Here is a 14,740-nt window from a genome sequence, read left to right as displayed (position 1 = left end):
CTGCTCTACCGCTCCGGTTACTCGGGCAACACCGGGGCCTTCTTCGCCACCAGCACCTTCGGCAGCGGCAAGGTCGCCTTCTGGGGCGACAGTTCGCCGATCGACGACGGCACCGGCCAGTCCGGCAACACCCTGTACGACGGCTGGAACGACACCGGCGCCACCAACGCCGCGCTCGCGCTGAACGCCACCGAGTGGCTCTCCTCGTGAGTGAGCCGAGCCTCGCGTGTGTGTGAGCAAGTGAGCAAGTGAGCCCGTGGCCCTTGGTGTGCGCACACCAAGGGCCACGGGCTCGGTCGTGTCCGGTCAGCGCTGGGTGTAGATGAAGCCGATCTTGTCGACCTCGTCGCCCGTGCGGCCGTGGAACCCGGCGACCTGCCAGCCCGACGGCGCCGTGCGGGTCACACAGTCCGAGGTCGTCGTACCGCCCGCCAGGCTGTTGCCGAGGTTGGTGGTGAACTTGGCGTAGAAGATCCGGGTGTTGCCGTCCTTCACGCCTTGGCACAGTTGCGCCGAGGTGACGTACTCGCCACTGCCGAGCGTGAGCGATGAGGCGGTGCCGCCCGTACCGCCGTGGGTCAGCGTGGTGCCGTTGCTCAGGGTCAGGCCCATCTGGTCGACGCGCGAGCCGCTGCGCAGCGTGAGGGTGGTCGCCCTGGCCCCGGCCGGCACGCTGTCGATGTCGCTGAAGTAGTCCCCGTGCGGGCCGCCGAACTGGTCGCTCAGCTGGAAGGCGGAGTTGCGCGACCAGGTGAACCTGGCGGTGATCGGGTCGTGGTCGGAGAGCATCAGCCCGTCCGAGGTCAGGAAGCTCGCGTGCTCGTTGTTGTAGCTCGTGGCGTCGAGGGTGACCAGCTTGCTGCCGCGGTAGAGGATCTTGTCCACGACCTCGCAGGTGTTGGGCACGGTCGCGCCGGTCTGGTCGCAGACCAGCGCGTCGCTGCCCTTGGCGGGCGGGGTGCCGCCGCGGATGAGCTTGACCCAGGCGTCGGTCAGGCCGTTGGCCGCGCCGAACTCGGCGATCGTGTCGCCGGTGCGGGTGTAGCGGGTGTTGGTGTCACCCATGACCACGACGGCGTTGCCCTTGGAGTGGCTCTGGATGAAGGCCGTGAGCTGGTTGAGGTTGTCCGCCCGCGAGGCCAGGTCGCCGTTGTTCGTGCCCGCGTTGGTGTGCAGGTTGTAGAAGTCGACGTAGACGCCCTCGGCCAGCCGCTCCCGCATGAACGTGAAGCCCTTGGGGGTCAGGCAGTCACCCGAGTCGATCTGGCAGGAGTTCCAGTGCACCCGCTCGAAGTCGTCGGTGTCGTAGGAGATCTTCGACAGGGTGTTGAGCCCGCTGCCGATCCCGGCACCGCCGCTGGTGGGCGTGCGGTAGGCGTGCGTGGTGTCGCCGGCGTAGAGGTAGGCGTGGTAGTTGAAGTCCTCCTCCACGTGGACGATGTCGTAGGGGCCGAGCCGCTGGCCTATCGCCGTGGTGCTGGTGTCGCGCGGGGTCGAGGCGCTGGAGAGGCTCTCGGGGAGTCCGGCGACGTTGTAGCTGAGCACGTTGAAGGTGCCCGAGTCGGCGGCCGCCGCGGCGGGGGCGGTCGCCGTGAGTCCGCCGAGGGCCGCGGCGGCCGCGGCCAGCGTGGCGAGGACTCTTCGCAGAGGTGACATGGGGGTGTCTCCTGAGGACTGAGGAGGGGGGGATGAAGGGGGTCAGTAGCCGACCGAGAACGTGGCGTCGGCCTTCTCGGTGCTGGTGGAGATGGGATCGATGCGCAGGACGTAGTTTGCGTGGCGGATGTGACGGTCCGGATAGTTGAAGGAGCGGAAGGATGACCAGGAGGTGTCGGCCAGGCCCGCGGTCCGGTAGAACGTGGCGTCCTGCGCGAACGTCGTCGTGCTGTCGTTGACGTCCAGTTGCAGCTGGTAGTTGTAGTGCCGCAGATAGCGTGTGGGATAGCTGACGGACTGGAAGGACACCCCGGAGCTGTCGGCGAGCCCCGGCACGAGCTTCCACTCGGCGTCGGTGTACGGGTCGAACGGGTAGGCGTCGATCCTGCCGACGTAGTTCGCGTGGCGGACGTAACGGTCCGGGTAGTTGTAGGACTTGATGCGGTTCCAGCTCGGCTTTCCGTACGCCGCCACGAGGTTGTCGTACTCGGTGGTGGTGATCGGCTGGATGGTGCCGTGCTTGGAGTTGACCGGCTGGGTGTAGAGCCGCTGGTCGACAGCGGTCCAGGTGCCGGCGGCCAGGTCGCTCGTCTGCCAGGCGTAGAAGACACCGTTCGGGGTGTAGGTGTCTCCCCAGAGGTACCACGTGCTCGACGTCTGGGACTTGACGAGGATCGGGGCCTCGGTGCCGCCGTGCGCGGCGGGTGTGCTGAACACGGTGAAGCTGCCCGGGTCCAGGGAGGTCGACTTGGCGCCGACCAGCGTCTGGTCCTTCTTGAAGTAGAGGTAGTTGACCCCACCGACGCCCACGGCCAGGTCGCCGTCGATGATGTCGTAGCCGGGGTCGAAGAAGACCTGCGCCGTCGACGCCGTCACGAAGTCGGTGGTGTAGTTCACCATGATCACGTTGTGGCCCGTGGAGTTGACGGCCGAGTAGATGATCCCGTACTGGCCACGCCCCGCGTCCCAGTACGCCTCCGGAGCCCAGCTGTGGGTGGCCATGTCGTGCAGCTTCAGTCGCCGGTAGCCGGTGAAGGAGCGCAGATCGGCGGAGTCCCAGATGTGGATGTACTGGCTCTGCAGGCTCCAGTCGGTGCCCTTGAGGTCGGTGGCGAGCACCACGAACGTGCCGTCCTGCTTGCGCAGGATGAACGGGTCGCGCAGACCGCCGGTGCCCCCGGTCGGCGTCACGACCGGGTTGTTCTGGTTGAGCGGCATCCACTGGAGCGAGTCGGTGCTGACGGCCAGGTGGAGGCCGTAGTCGTCACCGAGGCCGTTCGGGGACTCGGTGAAGTAGCCCATCACGTACGCGGATCCGGTCGCGGCACGCGCGGACGGGGCGCCGATCGTGAAGGAGGCGGTGAGGGTGGCCATCGCCCCCAGCACGGTGCGGCGGGACGGCTGAAGGGGGCTGGGGCGGTCGCTCATCGGGTGCGTCTCCCTCTCTTCTTCTGCTGAGGCTGAGGCTGCGGCTGCGGAGGTCATGCCCAGGCCGTCACGGGCACGAAGGAGCTGTCCTGGCGGAAGAGGTCGGTGCCGTCCGACACGTCCACGCGCAGCTGGTAGTTGTAGTGGCGCAGGTAGTAGCCCGGGTAGTTGTACGACTCGAAGCGGACGGCGCCGTCTGGGGTGCCGGTGCGGATGACGAACGTGGCGTCCTTGGCGAACGTCGACGTACCGTCGTTGGCGTCGAAGCGGCCCCGGAAGTCCCAGTGGCGCAGGTAGTTGCCCGCCGCGTCCCGGAAGGAGTAGGCGTTCGCGTCGGCGAGGCCCGGCACCACGGTGAAGGTGGACGCCTGCTTGTCCGCGGTGGTGCTGGAGCTGGTGACCACGGGCAGGTTGAGCAGGGCGGACTGCTCCTGCCAGTAGCGGGTGGAGTAGTTGCCCGACCGGAAGGAACGGGTGACATCGGTCGCCAGGTTCACGCCACCGGACACCGTCTCCTTGATCACGGTGAAGTGCCGGGCCGTTCCGGAGATGCCCGGCAGCTTCTTCGGGGCGGTCCAGGTCGCGAAGGTGTCGTAGCTGTCGCTGTAGTAGTAACTGCCGTCGCCGTAGCCGTCGAAGAAGATCCGCCAGGCCCCGTTGTCGAGCTGGATCACCGAGGGACCCTCACGGGTGCCGCCCCAGCCGGCCCAGTCGCCGGTCCGGGTGATGGTGTACGGCCCGGTCAGGCTGGAGGCGGTGGCGTACTCGATGTACTTCGTCGTCTCGTTCTTCGGGAACGCGTGGTAGGTGGAGCCGATCTTCACGATGAACGTGTCGATGTGGTTGGTGCCGATACCGGACAGGGCCACGGGTGAACTCCACGCCGTGAGCGCGGAGTTGGCGGCCTTCATCACATACGGCGTGAAGATCCACTCGTCGTCGGTGGTCGAGCAGGACACGATGACGTTCACGCTGCCGTCGCTGTCGACGAACCACTCGGGGGCCCACGCGCGGGACAGATTGGTGAGCGGGACCGTGTAGTCGTACAGGAAGGTCCAGTTGGCCCGGTCGGAGCTGCGGGCGAAGCCGATGGTGGTGCTGACGTCCTGCCAGGTGTGCGTGGTGTAGGTGATGTAGTAGTAGCCGTCGGTGTGCTTGAACACGCTGGCGTCGCGGATGCGGTTGCTGGGCGGGGTGTAGGCGGATGCCTTGACGAGCCGGAAGTCGGTCGCGTCGTCGCACTGGTAGACGTTCACGGTGCCGTCGTCGCTGTTGAGGAACGGCACGATGGTGTAGCGGGAGGCCGAGCCGTGGGCGGGGGCCGCGGCGGCCGTGCCGAGCAGGCCGGGCAGTTCGCCCAGCACGAGTGCGGTTGCGGGTATCGCGACCATCGCGCGCAGCAGACTGCGGCGGGACGGGTTGAGCGGCGTCGAGGACGCGTTCCGGTCGGGGCTGCTCATTTTTGCGGCTCTCCTTGTTTCTGTCGTTCCGGGTGGGGGTGCGGCGGCTCCGCGTCCCCACCCGTCCTGCGCACACGTCGAGGTGGCGTCGCTCAGGCCTGGGCCAGAGCGGCGACCTCCTCGGCCGTGAGGGTCTTGCCGTACACACGGAGGTCGTCGACCGCACCCCTCAGGTAGGGGTCGGCGTACTGCGACCTGCCGAGGTACCCGGCACGGATGTGGTTGCCGAAGTGGCGCGGGTCCACGGTGACCTGGGCGTTCCGTCCGGCCTCCTGCCCGTCCACGTACAGGACGGCGGTCCCGCCGCCGTACGCCACCGCCACATGCACCCAGCGGTCGGTGGGCAACGGCGCGGCGTCGATGCGCTGCTCGGCACCCGCGCCCCCGGCGGTGATGGCGTAGCGGAGGGTGCCGTCGCCGCTGAGCGGGGTGAGGAACATATTGGCCGTGACTCCGGTGCCGAAGTCGAACACCCGGCTCCAGACGCCGGGTTGGCCGTCCAGCCGCGCCCAGCCGGCCAGCGTGTAGACGGCGGCGCCCGCGAGGAGGTCGTCGGCCAGGCGTACGTAACCGTCCGTGCCGTCGAGGGCCACCGCGCCACCGCTCACGCCGGCCGCCGTCCAGGCGGCACCGCCGGCGAGCTGGGCCGCCTTCCCGTTCCCGGTGGCGTCGGCGGCCGTGGTCCCGGAGGTCTCGTCGAAGCGGTGCCATGCGGCGAACTCCGGTGGCGGGGGCGGCGGTTCACCGGTCTGCCAGTACACGGAGTAGTGCTGGTGGTGCACCCGGGAGATCGGCAGCAGTGAGACGTCCTCACCGTCGGCGCGGGCGGTGAACCGCAGCGGGTCCGCTGACTCCTGCCGTACGGATCCGGTGTCCAGGCGCGGCAGCCACGGCGTCGCCCGGCCCCCGTACGCCCCTGCCAGCACCACCGGGCCGTGCAGGACAGCCTGTACGTCGGGGTCGTCGGGCGTGGGCTCGATGACCGTGCGCATGGGCAGCGACACCTCGACCCGGTCCCCGGCGCGCCACTCCCTTTCGAGGGTCAGCCAACCGCCGGGCTCAGGACGGTCGGGCAGGGCGCGGCCGTTGAGCGCCGCGCGGGCGTCGGCGGCCCAGGACGGGACACGGACGAGGAGTTGGTGCGCGGCCCGTCCGGCGGTGACGGTCAGCACGGTCGAGGACCGATCGGGGAAGGAGGTGGTCTGCCGCCAAGTGATGTTCAGCTCCCGCCAGTTGACCTGCGACGGGATGAACAGGTTCACCAGCAGCCGGTGCCGGTCGTGCGAGTAGACCGTGTCGGCGAACTTCGCCTGCGTCTCCATGCCGGTGCCGTGGTCGCAGGAGAAGTTGTCGTAGTCGGTGGAGTACGCGTCCGGGTCGGTGCCCATGAAGGACGGCTGCTGCTTGAAGGCGCCGGGGCCAAGGCCCGTGTAGTAGATGTTGAAGCCGTGCGCCGAGTCCGGGTCCTGCTCACCGAGCATCTGGTTGAACAGGGTGCGCTCGTAGTAGTCGAGCAGATCGGTGCGCTGGGGTGTGCGGAAGTGCAGCAGCCGGGTCAGCTTAAGCATGTTGTAGCTGTTGCAGTTCTCGCAGGTGTTGTTCGACAACTGGCCCGCGATGACGTCCGGTTCGTGGAAGCCCTCGCCGTTGCTGTTCCCGCCGATCACGTAGGTGTGGTGGTCGGTGACGATCTGCCAGAAGTTCTCGGCGATCGTGCGGTAGCGGTCGGGCAGGCCCTCCTCCCACAGACGCAGGGCGCCGACCATCTTGGGGATCTGGGTGTTGGCGTGCAGCCCCGCGAGCCTGTCCTCGTTCCTGGCCAGCGGGTCGAAGACGCGGGCGTGCGTGAAGCGTTCGGCGACGGAGAGCCACTTGGCGTCACCGGTGAGGGCGTGCAGATCGGCGAGCACGTCGTTCATGCCGCCGAACTCCGTCTCCAGCATCCGCTGCATCTGTTCGTACGACAGCGGCTCGGTGCGCCGGTCGACCCACTCGGCCTGGCGCAGCACGACGTCGAGGGCCTGTCCGCTGCCGGTCAGCCGGTGCTGCTCGACCAGCCCGGCCATGATCTTGTGGATCGTGTAGTACGGCGCCCATACGCCCGTCCCGGCTTCGAGGCGGTCGAAGAAGCTCTCCGGGAACGCGGACAGATAGCCCGCGCCGAAGCCCGCGGCGGGGGAGGCGGCCTGGCACTCGGCGAGCGCCGCGACGAGCCGATGACCCTTGTCGCGCAGGGCCCGCTCCCCGGTGTTGGCGTAGGCGAGGGCGAGCCCGGAGAGCAGATGGCCGGTCGAATGGCCGCGCAACTCGACGCTCGGGCCCTCCCAGCCACCGCACGGCTGGGCGCTGCTGGGCAGACCGACGTTCGTACGAAAGGTGTGGAGCAGCCGGTCGATGTCCACGAAGCGCAGATAGGCGGAGTTGCGCTGCTGGTTGGCCCGGAAGGCGCTGTCCAGGAGGGTCACCGAGCCGAGGGGGAAAGGCTTGACGGGAGCGGTGGCTTCGTGGGCGCCCGGGGCGCCCGAGCTGTCGGTCCCGGTCGAGGCGTGGGCCGTGCCGCCACCGGCCGCGGCCAGGGTCACGGCGGCCGTGGACGTGCCGGTGACGGCGAGGAAGTGACGTCTGTCGAGTGGGGGGTTCACGAAGACCTCCGCATGTCGAAGAACCGGGCGGTGGTGTCCCTTCAACGCCCTGTTCTCGTTCGAAATACCGAATGTTGTGCGACATGCTGTGCAACAAGCAGTGCGAGGCATCACGGTAAGGGCTTGCTGGGTGATGTGAATAGTGCTTGTGGTGAAGGAAGTTGGTGCGAGGGGACTACGGGTTCACAGGGGCGGGCGGTGGCCGTGCAGTGCCGGGGGTCGGCGGCCCTGTTTAGGGTGGTCCGCGTGACGGAGAAGACCAGGGAGAAGACCAGCAGACCGCTCGCCGTGTTCGACCTCGACGGCACGCTCGCGGACAGCGCGCACCGGCAGCGGTTCCTGGAGCGCAAGCCGCGGGACTGGGACGCGTTCTTCGCGGCCGCGCCGCAGGATCCGCCGCTCGCGGAGGGGGTGGCTCTGGCGTTGCGCAGCAGGGAGGAGTGCGAGGTGGTCTATCTGACCGGCCGTCCGGAGCGCTGCCGCCGCGACACCGTCGAGTGGCTGGCCGCGCAAGGGTTGCCCGAGGGGCGTGTGTGGATGCGACGCAACGACGACCGAAGGCCCGCCCGCCGCACCAAGCTGGACATCCTGCGTCGGCTCGCGCGCGACCGCGAGATCCACGTCCTCGTCGACGACGACGAACTCGTCTGCGACGAGGCGGAACGGGACGGCTTCCGAGTCGTCCGAGCCCGCTGGGCCACGACGTCCCCGGCTCTGAAGGACGCACAGGAGCGGGAGGGACGGACCTAGGCCCTGTCGTCAAATTCCCGTCGTCCGCCCGGAGGGCGGGTCCTGCTCCCCGGAGAGGAGACGGAGCAGTTGACGCGGCTCGGCGAAGCCGAAGGCTCCCGGTCCGGGGCCGCGCACGGTTCGGCCGAATACTCCGGCCGGGGCTTCGGCGTGCGGCGGCGCCGTTGTGGGGCACCGCATGCCGGCCGGGTTCGGGCCGTCCGGTGACGCGGACTGGTCCGCCCGAGATACCGCTTCCCCAATGGGCCGCCCTGCCTGGGGCCCCGCTTTCGAGGGGCCCGGGGCGAGGTGGCCATGGACCTCCCGGACTTGAGAAGGCCCCAGGGCTCAGGCGCCGTCCTCCAGGCGGAAGCCGACCTTCAGGCCGACCTGGTAGTGCTCGACCTCCCCGTCCACGATCTGCCCCCTGACCTGGGTGATCTCGAACCAGTCCAGGTTGCGCAGGGTCTGCGAGGCCCGGCTGATCCCGTTGCGAATGGCCTGGTCGACGCCCTCGTGGGAGGTGCCGACGATCTCGGTGACCCGATACGTGTGGTCGGACATGCGGGTGCTCCTCTCCGCCGTGGCGGGTGTGCCACGCGTCACTCAACGGTGCCTCACGGCGCGTCGGTACGCGAGATGTCGGGGCGCTGTGGGTGACCTGGGACCTGCCGTCCGGATCAGGCCCGGGCCGCGGGGTCCGGCACGCGCACCCCGCTCACCGGCACTGATCAAGCGCCGTCTCCCGAAACGACCTGATCCGAACGACAGGCCCTCACCCGGGCGGCCCACCGTCGAGGCCGGCCACCCGGGCGGCTGTCAGCGGGCCACGCTCAGCGACAGGGCGAAACGGCCCGCGTGGTCCGTCCACCAATGGGCCAGGTCGAGCCCGGCGGCGCCGAGTTCGCGACGTACCCCCTCCTCGCGGAACTTCGCCGAGATCTCGGTGCGCAGTTCCTCCCCGTCGGCGAATTCGACCGCTAGGTCGAGCGCGGGGATCTTCACCGTCTGTTCGGTCAGCGACCGCAGCCGCATTTCGATCCACTCGTGCTCGTCGTCCCAGAGGGCGACATGGGCGAACGCGTCGGGATCGAAATCGGCGCCGAGCTCGCGGTTGACGACGTGCAGCACGTTTTTGTTGAACTCCGCCGTCACCCCCGCCGCGTCGTCGTACGCGGCGACCAGCACCGACTCGTCCTTGACGAGGTCCGTACCGAGCAGCAGCGTGTCGCCGGGGGAGAGCAGCGCTCGTACGGACGCCAGGAACGTCGCCCGTTCGGCGGGCAGCAGATTGCCGATGGTGCCGCCGAGGAACGCCACCAGCCGCGGCCCCGGTGTCCCGGGCAGCGCGAGGCCGCCCGTGAAGTCGGCGATCAGCGCGTGTACGCCGAGCTCCGGATGCTCGGCGATCAGCGCCTTCCCGGCCTGGGTGAGGGCACTCTCGCTGACGTCGACCGGAACGTACGTGTGCAGCCCCGGCAGCGCGTCGAGCAGATGGCGGGTCTTCTCGGACGAACCGGACCCCAGCTCGACGAGGGTGCGCGCACCGGTCGTCGCGGCGATCTCGGGGGCCCGGGCGATCAGGACCTCGCGCTCCGCCCGGGTGGGGTAGTACTCGGGCAGTTCGGTGATCCGGTCGAACAGCTCGCTGCCGTGGGCGTCGTAGAACCACTTCGGCGGCAGCGTCTTGGGGGTGTGGGTGAGGCCGTGCAGGACGTCGGCGCGCAGCGCGGCGTCCGTGGCGTCCTCGGGCAGGGTGCGGGTGAGAAGGAACGGGCTCACGTGCTGGGCTCCTTGGTGCGTGCGGATGCCAAGGGGTCGTGCGCGCCTTCCTGCGCGTGCGGGTCCTTGAGCGGGGTGAGCAGGACGTCGGTGCGGCTCGCCGCGAGCAGCGTGCGGTCCGGCACCTCCTGCCAGTGCGGGTCGTCGTCGTACGGCTCGGACGCCACGACGGTGCGGCGGCCGGGCTCGGCGAGGTACCAGAGGGTGTCGCCCCAGGCCGTCGCGGTGATCGTGTCGCCGCTTGTGAGCAGCAGGTTGAGCCGGGACCCGGGGGCCGCCTCGGCGACCTCCAGGACGGTGTCGGCCAGCGCCTGGCCCTCGTTGTCACCGGAGCGCAGCCGGCGCAGGAGCAGCGCCCAGACGAGCGCCGAGTCGCAGCGGGCCTCCAGGGACAGCAGTTCGGCCGGGGGCAGGCTGGTCACCAACGGGGCCAGGGAGCCCGGCCAGCCCCGTACGGCGCCGTTGTGGCTGAACAGCCAGCGGTCCGCGGCGAACGGCGCCGCCGCGGCCTCCCCGTCCGCTCCCGCCACGGTGGCGTCCCGTACGGCGCCGAGCAGCGCTGTGCTCCTGACGACCCGGGCCAGGTCCGCGAACGACTGGTCGGCCCAGATCGGCCCGGGGCGCCGGTACCGCGCGGGCACCGGATCCCCTTCGGCGTACCAACCCACTCCGAAACCATCGGCGTTGACCGTCCCGTGCCGCTGTCGGCGCGGCGCCCACGACTGCCGGAACAGACTGTGCGGCGGCTCTACGAGGAGTCCGCCGAGCGGCTCCGGCGGTCCCAGGTAGGCCAGGTGACGGCACATCAGATGTTCCCGTCGCGGGCCGTGCGGAACCCGGAGAAGATCTGCCGCCGGATCGGGTAGTCCCAGTTGCGGAACGTCCCCCGGCAGGCCACCGGGTCCACGGCGAACGAACCGCCGCGCAGCACCTTGTACTCCGGACCGAAGAACACCTCCGAGTACTCCTTGTACGGGAACGCCGCGAACCCGGGATAGGGGTGCAGGTCGCTCGACGTCCACTCCCACACGTCACCGATCAACTGCCGTACGCCGAGCGGTGACGCCCCCGCCGGATAGCTGCCCGCCGGGGCCGGGCGCAGATGGCGCTGACCGAGGTTGGCGTGCCCGGGGGTGGGGTCGGTGTCGCCCCACGGGTAGCGCGTGGAGTGGTCGGACGCCGGGTCGTGGCGGGCCGCCTTCTCCCACTCGGCCTCGGTGGGCAGCCGGCGCCCCGCCCAGCGGGCGTACGCGTCGGCCTCGTACCAGCTGACGTGCAGCACGGGTTCGTCGGGCGGTACGACCTCGGTGACGCCGAAGTGACGCCGTAGCCACTGTCCGCCCTCGCGGCGCCAGAACAGCGGCGCCTCGATGCCGTGCGAGCGGATGTGGGACCAGCCCTCCGGGCTCCACCAGCGTTCGGTGTCGTAGCCGCCGTCCTCGATGAAGGCCTGGTAGGCGGCGTTCGTCACCGGAGTGGTGTCGATGAAGAAGGGCGGGACCTCGCGTCGGTGGGCGGGGCGCTCGTTGTCCAGGGCCCACGGTTCGGTGGACGTGCCCATCGTGAACGGGCCGCCGGGGACCAGGACTTCGGCGGGTCCCGTGAACGGCGGCGCGGGAGCGGGGTCCGGCGCTGTGAGGGCGGCGGGCCCCTTGCGGAGCTGATGGGTGATCAGCATCGTCTCGTCGTGCTGCTGTTCATGCTGCGCGATCATCCCGAACGCGAAGCCCGCCTCGGTCAGCGGCGTGCCCCGGAACGCGGTGCTCTCCAGGACGTCCAGCGCCCGTCCGCGTACCTCTGCGGCGTACTGACGGGCCTCGGCGGGCGGCAGCAGCGGCAGCGAGGGCCGCTCGGCGCGCGGATGCTCGAACGCGTCGTACAGCCCGTCTATCTCGGGCCGCATCGCGTCCCGCCCGGCGACCGCGCGCAGCAGCCACAGCTCCTCCTGGTTGCCTATGTGCGCGAGGTCCCAGACCAGCGGGGACATCAACGGCGAGTGCTGCGAGGTCAGTTCGGGCTCCTCCACGCAGGAGGTCAGGAGCGCGGTGCGGTCGCGGGCCGTGGTCAGCGCGTCGAGCGCGCGCTCCCGGAGCGACTCCGGGTCCGTGGGTGATGCGGGGGCGGTCATGTGCGGATGTCCTTCCCGTCGAGCTGACCATGGAACTGGCTGTGGAAGCGGCTCAGCAGATCGTCCGCGGGGCAGCGGCCCCGGGCCACATAGCGGTCCGTGAACTCCGCGACGGCCTCCCGTACCTCGACGGTGGCGCCCAGGCGCGGCAACGCCTCGGCGGCAGCGGCGAAACAGGTGACGGCGGCCTCACGCAACTCGGGGTCGGTCAGGCCGTGCCGCGCGGCGTCGTTCCACAGCGGGTTGCACGGAGCGGGCCGTGCCTCGGCGCGCTCCGCGAGGGGTTTGACGGTCCGGTAGGCGACCTCCGCGGCCTCCGGGTCGTCGAACAGCGCCGCCGTCACCGCCAGCGGCACGATCCACCCGTCGTCGCCGGGCTGCGCGTCGATCATGCGCAGTTCCAGATGGCCGCGCGGGCGGACCGGCGGGAACAGCGTCGTCAGGTGGTAGTCGAGATCCGCCCGGTCGGGCGGTGTCTCGGACCTGGTCCACGCCCGGAAGGTCAGGTCCTCGGGTACGTCCCAGGGGCCGTCCGGCGCCCGGACGCACATCACCGGCGCGTCCAGGACGCGCCGGGCCCAGGCGGCGCGCGGATCGCCGCCCAGCGGGGGCGCGGCGGACCGTCCGGGGTCCATGGCCGCCCACAGGGACTGCCGTGTGGAGCGCCAGCCCGTGTACCGGCCACCGGCCACCGGTGAGTGTGCGAACGCGGCCACCAGGACAGCGCCCAGCTGGTGCGCCAGCCACCAGCGGCGCCCGTGCCCCAAGGGGCCGGGCTCCTCGTATCCGGCGTCCAGGCACACCTGGACGGAGGCGGAGGAGCACATCATGGCCCGCCCCTCCGGGCCAGCCCGGTCGAGGTACCGCTCCATGGCGTCGTAGCGTGGCTCATGGAGAAAGCGGCTCGGGGGGTTCCAGGGGTCGTGGCCGTACCCGCTGAGGCCGAGATCCGCCTCGCGAAGTACCGCGCGTACCGCGTCGAGGTCGGTCGAGACGGACCCGATGCACTCCATCAGGGAGGCGGCGGGAAGGGAGCTCAGCTCCAGCTGTCCGCCGGGTTCGACGGTGAGCGCCGAACGCAGGGGCAGGGTCCGTAGTGCGGCGTAGGCCGCTTTGAGTCGTTCGGGTGATGCCGGGAGCTGCGGCCTCCGCAGCTCGTGGACGAGCCATTCCACTTCGACACCGAGGGTACGGGGCGGTCCGGTCTTGAAGCAGATGCCTCGGACCAGCGCCTCCACCTCGGCCTCGGTGACGGCGGAGCGGCGCTCCGCACAGTCACTCACCGAATCGGACATGTCGGGATCCTCCTGAGATTCCACCATGCCGCCGGCCCGACGTCTGTGGTGCCGGACCGGCATCGCTCGTCCCACCCAAGACCCTCTTGGCGGTTCGCACAAGGGTGCAAATCGTCGCTCGCGGGCTCCGGAGGCGCTGTTTGCCGGGCCACGAGGCGCTGTTTACAAGGCTGGGAAATTCCGTTGCGCCGTAGGACCAGCATCGCTCACGATGCGTTCATGGGCACGACGGGGGAGATCGCGAGGGGCGTCCTCGTGGCGCGTACGGGGGTCGCGCCATGAGTGCGCGCCTGCGTGCGCACGCGCGGCAGACGGAGGAGATCGTCGCGGCGGGCGGGTACCGCGCGTCCGACGGACGCACGGTGTCGATCGCCGCGGCGGTCGAGGCCGCGCGGGCGGGAACGCGCGTGTACGGCCCCGGACCGGTCGGGGCACCGGCCGGCAGCCCCGCGAGCGCGCCGCGCGAAAGCACGCTGTTCGAGGTGACGGGCGAGAGCAGTCTGGAGGCCGCCCGACGGCTCGTGCGCAAGGACGCAGGGCGCCCGGCGGGCCCGGTCGCCGTCCTGAACTTCGCCTCGGCGCGCAACCCGGGCGGCGGCTTCCTGAACGGCGCGCAGGCTCAGGAGGAGGCACTGTGCCGTGCCTCCGCGCTGTACACGTGTCTGCTGGGGGCCCGGGAGTTCTACGACCACCACCGCGCCCACCGGGATCCGTTTTACACGGACCGTGTCATCCACTCACCCGCCGTGCCCGTCTTCCGCGACGACCGCGGAGATCTGCTCGACGAGCCGTACACGGTCGGATTCCTGACCGCCGCGGCCCCCAACGCCGGAGTCGTCCTGCGCACGGCCCCGGAGCGCGCGCCCGAGCTGGGACCCGCCCTGGCCGTACGCGCCGAGCGCGTCCTGGAGACCGCCGCGGCCCACGGCTACCGTCGGCTTGTGCTGGGCGCGTGGGGCTGCGGCGTCTTCCGGAACGATCCGGCGCAGGTGGCGGGCGCGTTCCACGACTTGCTGGTCAAAGGCCGCTTCGAGGGTGCTTTCGACCATGTCGTGTTCGGGGTCCTGGACCGCACGAGGGATCAGGCGACGCGTGACTCCTTCGAGCGGGTGTTCGCCTGCGGGTGAGCCCTCAGCGCCAGCCGTACCGCTCCTGCAACCGGCGTACGACCGAATTGAACCGCATCCGATCCAGCGCACAGGCCTCCCGCCGCATCCCGTCCTCGTGCAGCCGCAGCACCCGGTCCACATCCACCCACGAGTCCCGCCCCGACCGGTCCCACGGCCCGCTCCCGATCGGCACCCACTCCCGGTCCCCGTCGTGCCGCTTGCTCGACAACTGGACGGCGAGCAGCGTGCCGGCGTCCTCGCGGGCGACGACGAGCACCGGACGGTCCTTGCCCCGCCCGTCGTTCTCCTCGAACGGCACCCACGTCCAGACGATCTCGCCGGGATCGGGGTCGCCGTCGTGCGCGGGCGCGTACTCCGTCCGAACCCGGCCCACCTCGCGGGGTTCGGCCTCGGTGGTCGCGGAAGGGCCGTAGCGGCCGGGAACGTCTTCGGCGGTGTCATCGGTAAAGGCAGTCACGCGGCTCACGTTAGAGCCTGCCCTGTCCAACCC

12 protein-coding genes and 1 pseudogene are annotated in these 14,740 nt (G+C 70.3%); 3 read left to right on the top strand and 10 right to left on the bottom strand.

Annotation, left to right across the window (positions count from 1 at the left end; genetic code table 11):
• A pseudogene (locus ACFZDJ_RS20165) lies at nt 1-210 on the top strand (hydrolase); the annotation flags it as partial.
• Nucleotides 211-306: 96 nt separating this feature from the next.
• On the opposite strand, the gene ACFZDJ_RS20160 reads toward ACFZDJ_RS20165, so the two are convergent.
• The 4 genes from ACFZDJ_RS20160 to ACFZDJ_RS20145 form a co-directional block, all read right to left on the bottom strand.
• Nucleotides 307-1,647 carry a jacalin-like lectin gene (locus tag ACFZDJ_RS20160; protein WP_391060595.1) on the bottom strand — a complete coding sequence of 447 codons (1,341 nt, stop codon included), beginning with the start codon at nt 1,645-1,647 and terminating at the stop codon, nt 307-309.
• Nucleotides 1,648-1,698: 51 nt separating this feature from the next.
• Nucleotides 1,699-3,084, bottom strand: coding sequence for an AbfB domain-containing protein (locus ACFZDJ_RS20155; RefSeq protein WP_391060554.1), 1,386 nt, complete (start codon nt 3,082-3,084; stop codon nt 1,699-1,701).
• Between the two features lie 53 nt (nt 3,085-3,137).
• Nucleotides 3,138-4,544 carry an AbfB domain-containing protein gene (locus ACFZDJ_RS20150; protein WP_390937021.1) on the bottom strand — a complete coding sequence of 469 codons (1,407 nt, stop codon included), beginning with the start codon at nt 4,542-4,544 and terminating at the stop codon, nt 3,138-3,140.
• A gap of 92 nt (nt 4,545-4,636) precedes the next feature.
• Nucleotides 4,637-7,186 (bottom strand): beta-L-arabinofuranosidase domain-containing protein, encoded by a 2,550-nt coding sequence (locus ACFZDJ_RS20145; protein WP_391060552.1) that lies wholly within the window; start codon nt 7,184-7,186, stop codon nt 4,637-4,639.
• A 237-nt stretch (nt 7,187-7,423) separates the two neighbouring features.
• Between ACFZDJ_RS20145 and ACFZDJ_RS20140 the strand changes: the two genes are divergently transcribed.
• Nucleotides 7,424-7,936 carry a hypothetical protein gene (locus ACFZDJ_RS20140; RefSeq protein ID WP_391060550.1) on the top strand — a complete coding sequence of 171 codons (513 nt, stop codon included), beginning with the start codon at nt 7,424-7,426 and terminating at the stop codon, nt 7,934-7,936.
• A gap of 327 nt (nt 7,937-8,263) precedes the next feature.
• Here ACFZDJ_RS20140 and ACFZDJ_RS20135 read toward each other — a convergent pair whose 3' ends face one another.
• The 5 genes from ACFZDJ_RS20135 to egtA form a co-directional block, all read right to left on the bottom strand.
• Nucleotides 8,264-8,479, bottom strand: coding sequence for a dodecin (locus ACFZDJ_RS20135; RefSeq protein WP_054231621.1), 216 nt, complete (start codon nt 8,477-8,479; stop codon nt 8,264-8,266).
• Nucleotides 8,480-8,734: 255 nt separating this feature from the next.
• A complete protein-coding gene (gene egtD / locus ACFZDJ_RS20130; RefSeq protein ID WP_391060548.1) occupies nt 8,735-9,697 on the bottom strand; it encodes an L-histidine N(alpha)-methyltransferase in 963 nt (320 codons plus the stop codon).
• Nucleotides 9,694-10,503, bottom strand: coding sequence for an ergothioneine biosynthesis protein EgtC (gene egtC / locus ACFZDJ_RS20125; protein WP_391060546.1), 810 nt, complete (start codon nt 10,501-10,503; stop codon nt 9,694-9,696). Before egtC ends, egtD begins: the two co-directional genes overlap by 4 nt.
• Nucleotides 10,503-11,825 carry an ergothioneine biosynthesis protein EgtB gene (egtB, locus tag ACFZDJ_RS20120; protein WP_391060544.1) on the bottom strand — a complete coding sequence of 441 codons (1,323 nt, stop codon included), beginning with the start codon at nt 11,823-11,825 and terminating at the stop codon, nt 10,503-10,505. Before egtB ends, egtC begins: the two co-directional genes overlap by 1 nt.
• Nucleotides 11,822-13,120: an ergothioneine biosynthesis glutamate--cysteine ligase EgtA gene (egtA, locus tag ACFZDJ_RS20115; protein WP_391060542.1), complete on the bottom strand. Its 1,299-nt coding sequence runs from the start codon at nt 13,118-13,120 to the stop codon at nt 11,822-11,824. The genes egtB and egtA overlap by 4 nt, the downstream gene beginning before the upstream one ends.
• A gap of 278 nt (nt 13,121-13,398) precedes the next feature.
• Between egtA and ACFZDJ_RS20110 the strand changes: the two genes are divergently transcribed.
• Complete coding sequence (locus ACFZDJ_RS20110) at nt 13,399-14,247, top strand: TIGR02452 family protein (RefSeq protein ID WP_391060540.1); 849 nt, start codon at nt 13,399-13,401, stop codon at nt 14,245-14,247.
• A 4-nt stretch (nt 14,248-14,251) separates the two neighbouring features.
• On the opposite strand, the gene ACFZDJ_RS20105 is transcribed toward ACFZDJ_RS20110, so the two are convergent.
• Nucleotides 14,252-14,707, bottom strand: a complete 456-nt coding sequence (locus tag ACFZDJ_RS20105) for a type II toxin-antitoxin system PemK/MazF family toxin (protein WP_095851156.1) — start codon at nt 14,705-14,707, stop codon at nt 14,252-14,254.
• Nucleotides 14,708-14,740: the final 33 nt, after the last annotated feature.

The organism is Streptomyces sp. NPDC007896, assembly GCF_042959425.1.
In the GTDB taxonomy this organism is placed as follows: Bacteria; Actinomycetota; Actinomycetes; order Streptomycetales; family Streptomycetaceae; genus Streptomyces.
Note: the sequence above shows the minus strand (reverse complement) of the source record. Positions and strands in the feature narration are given on the sequence as shown.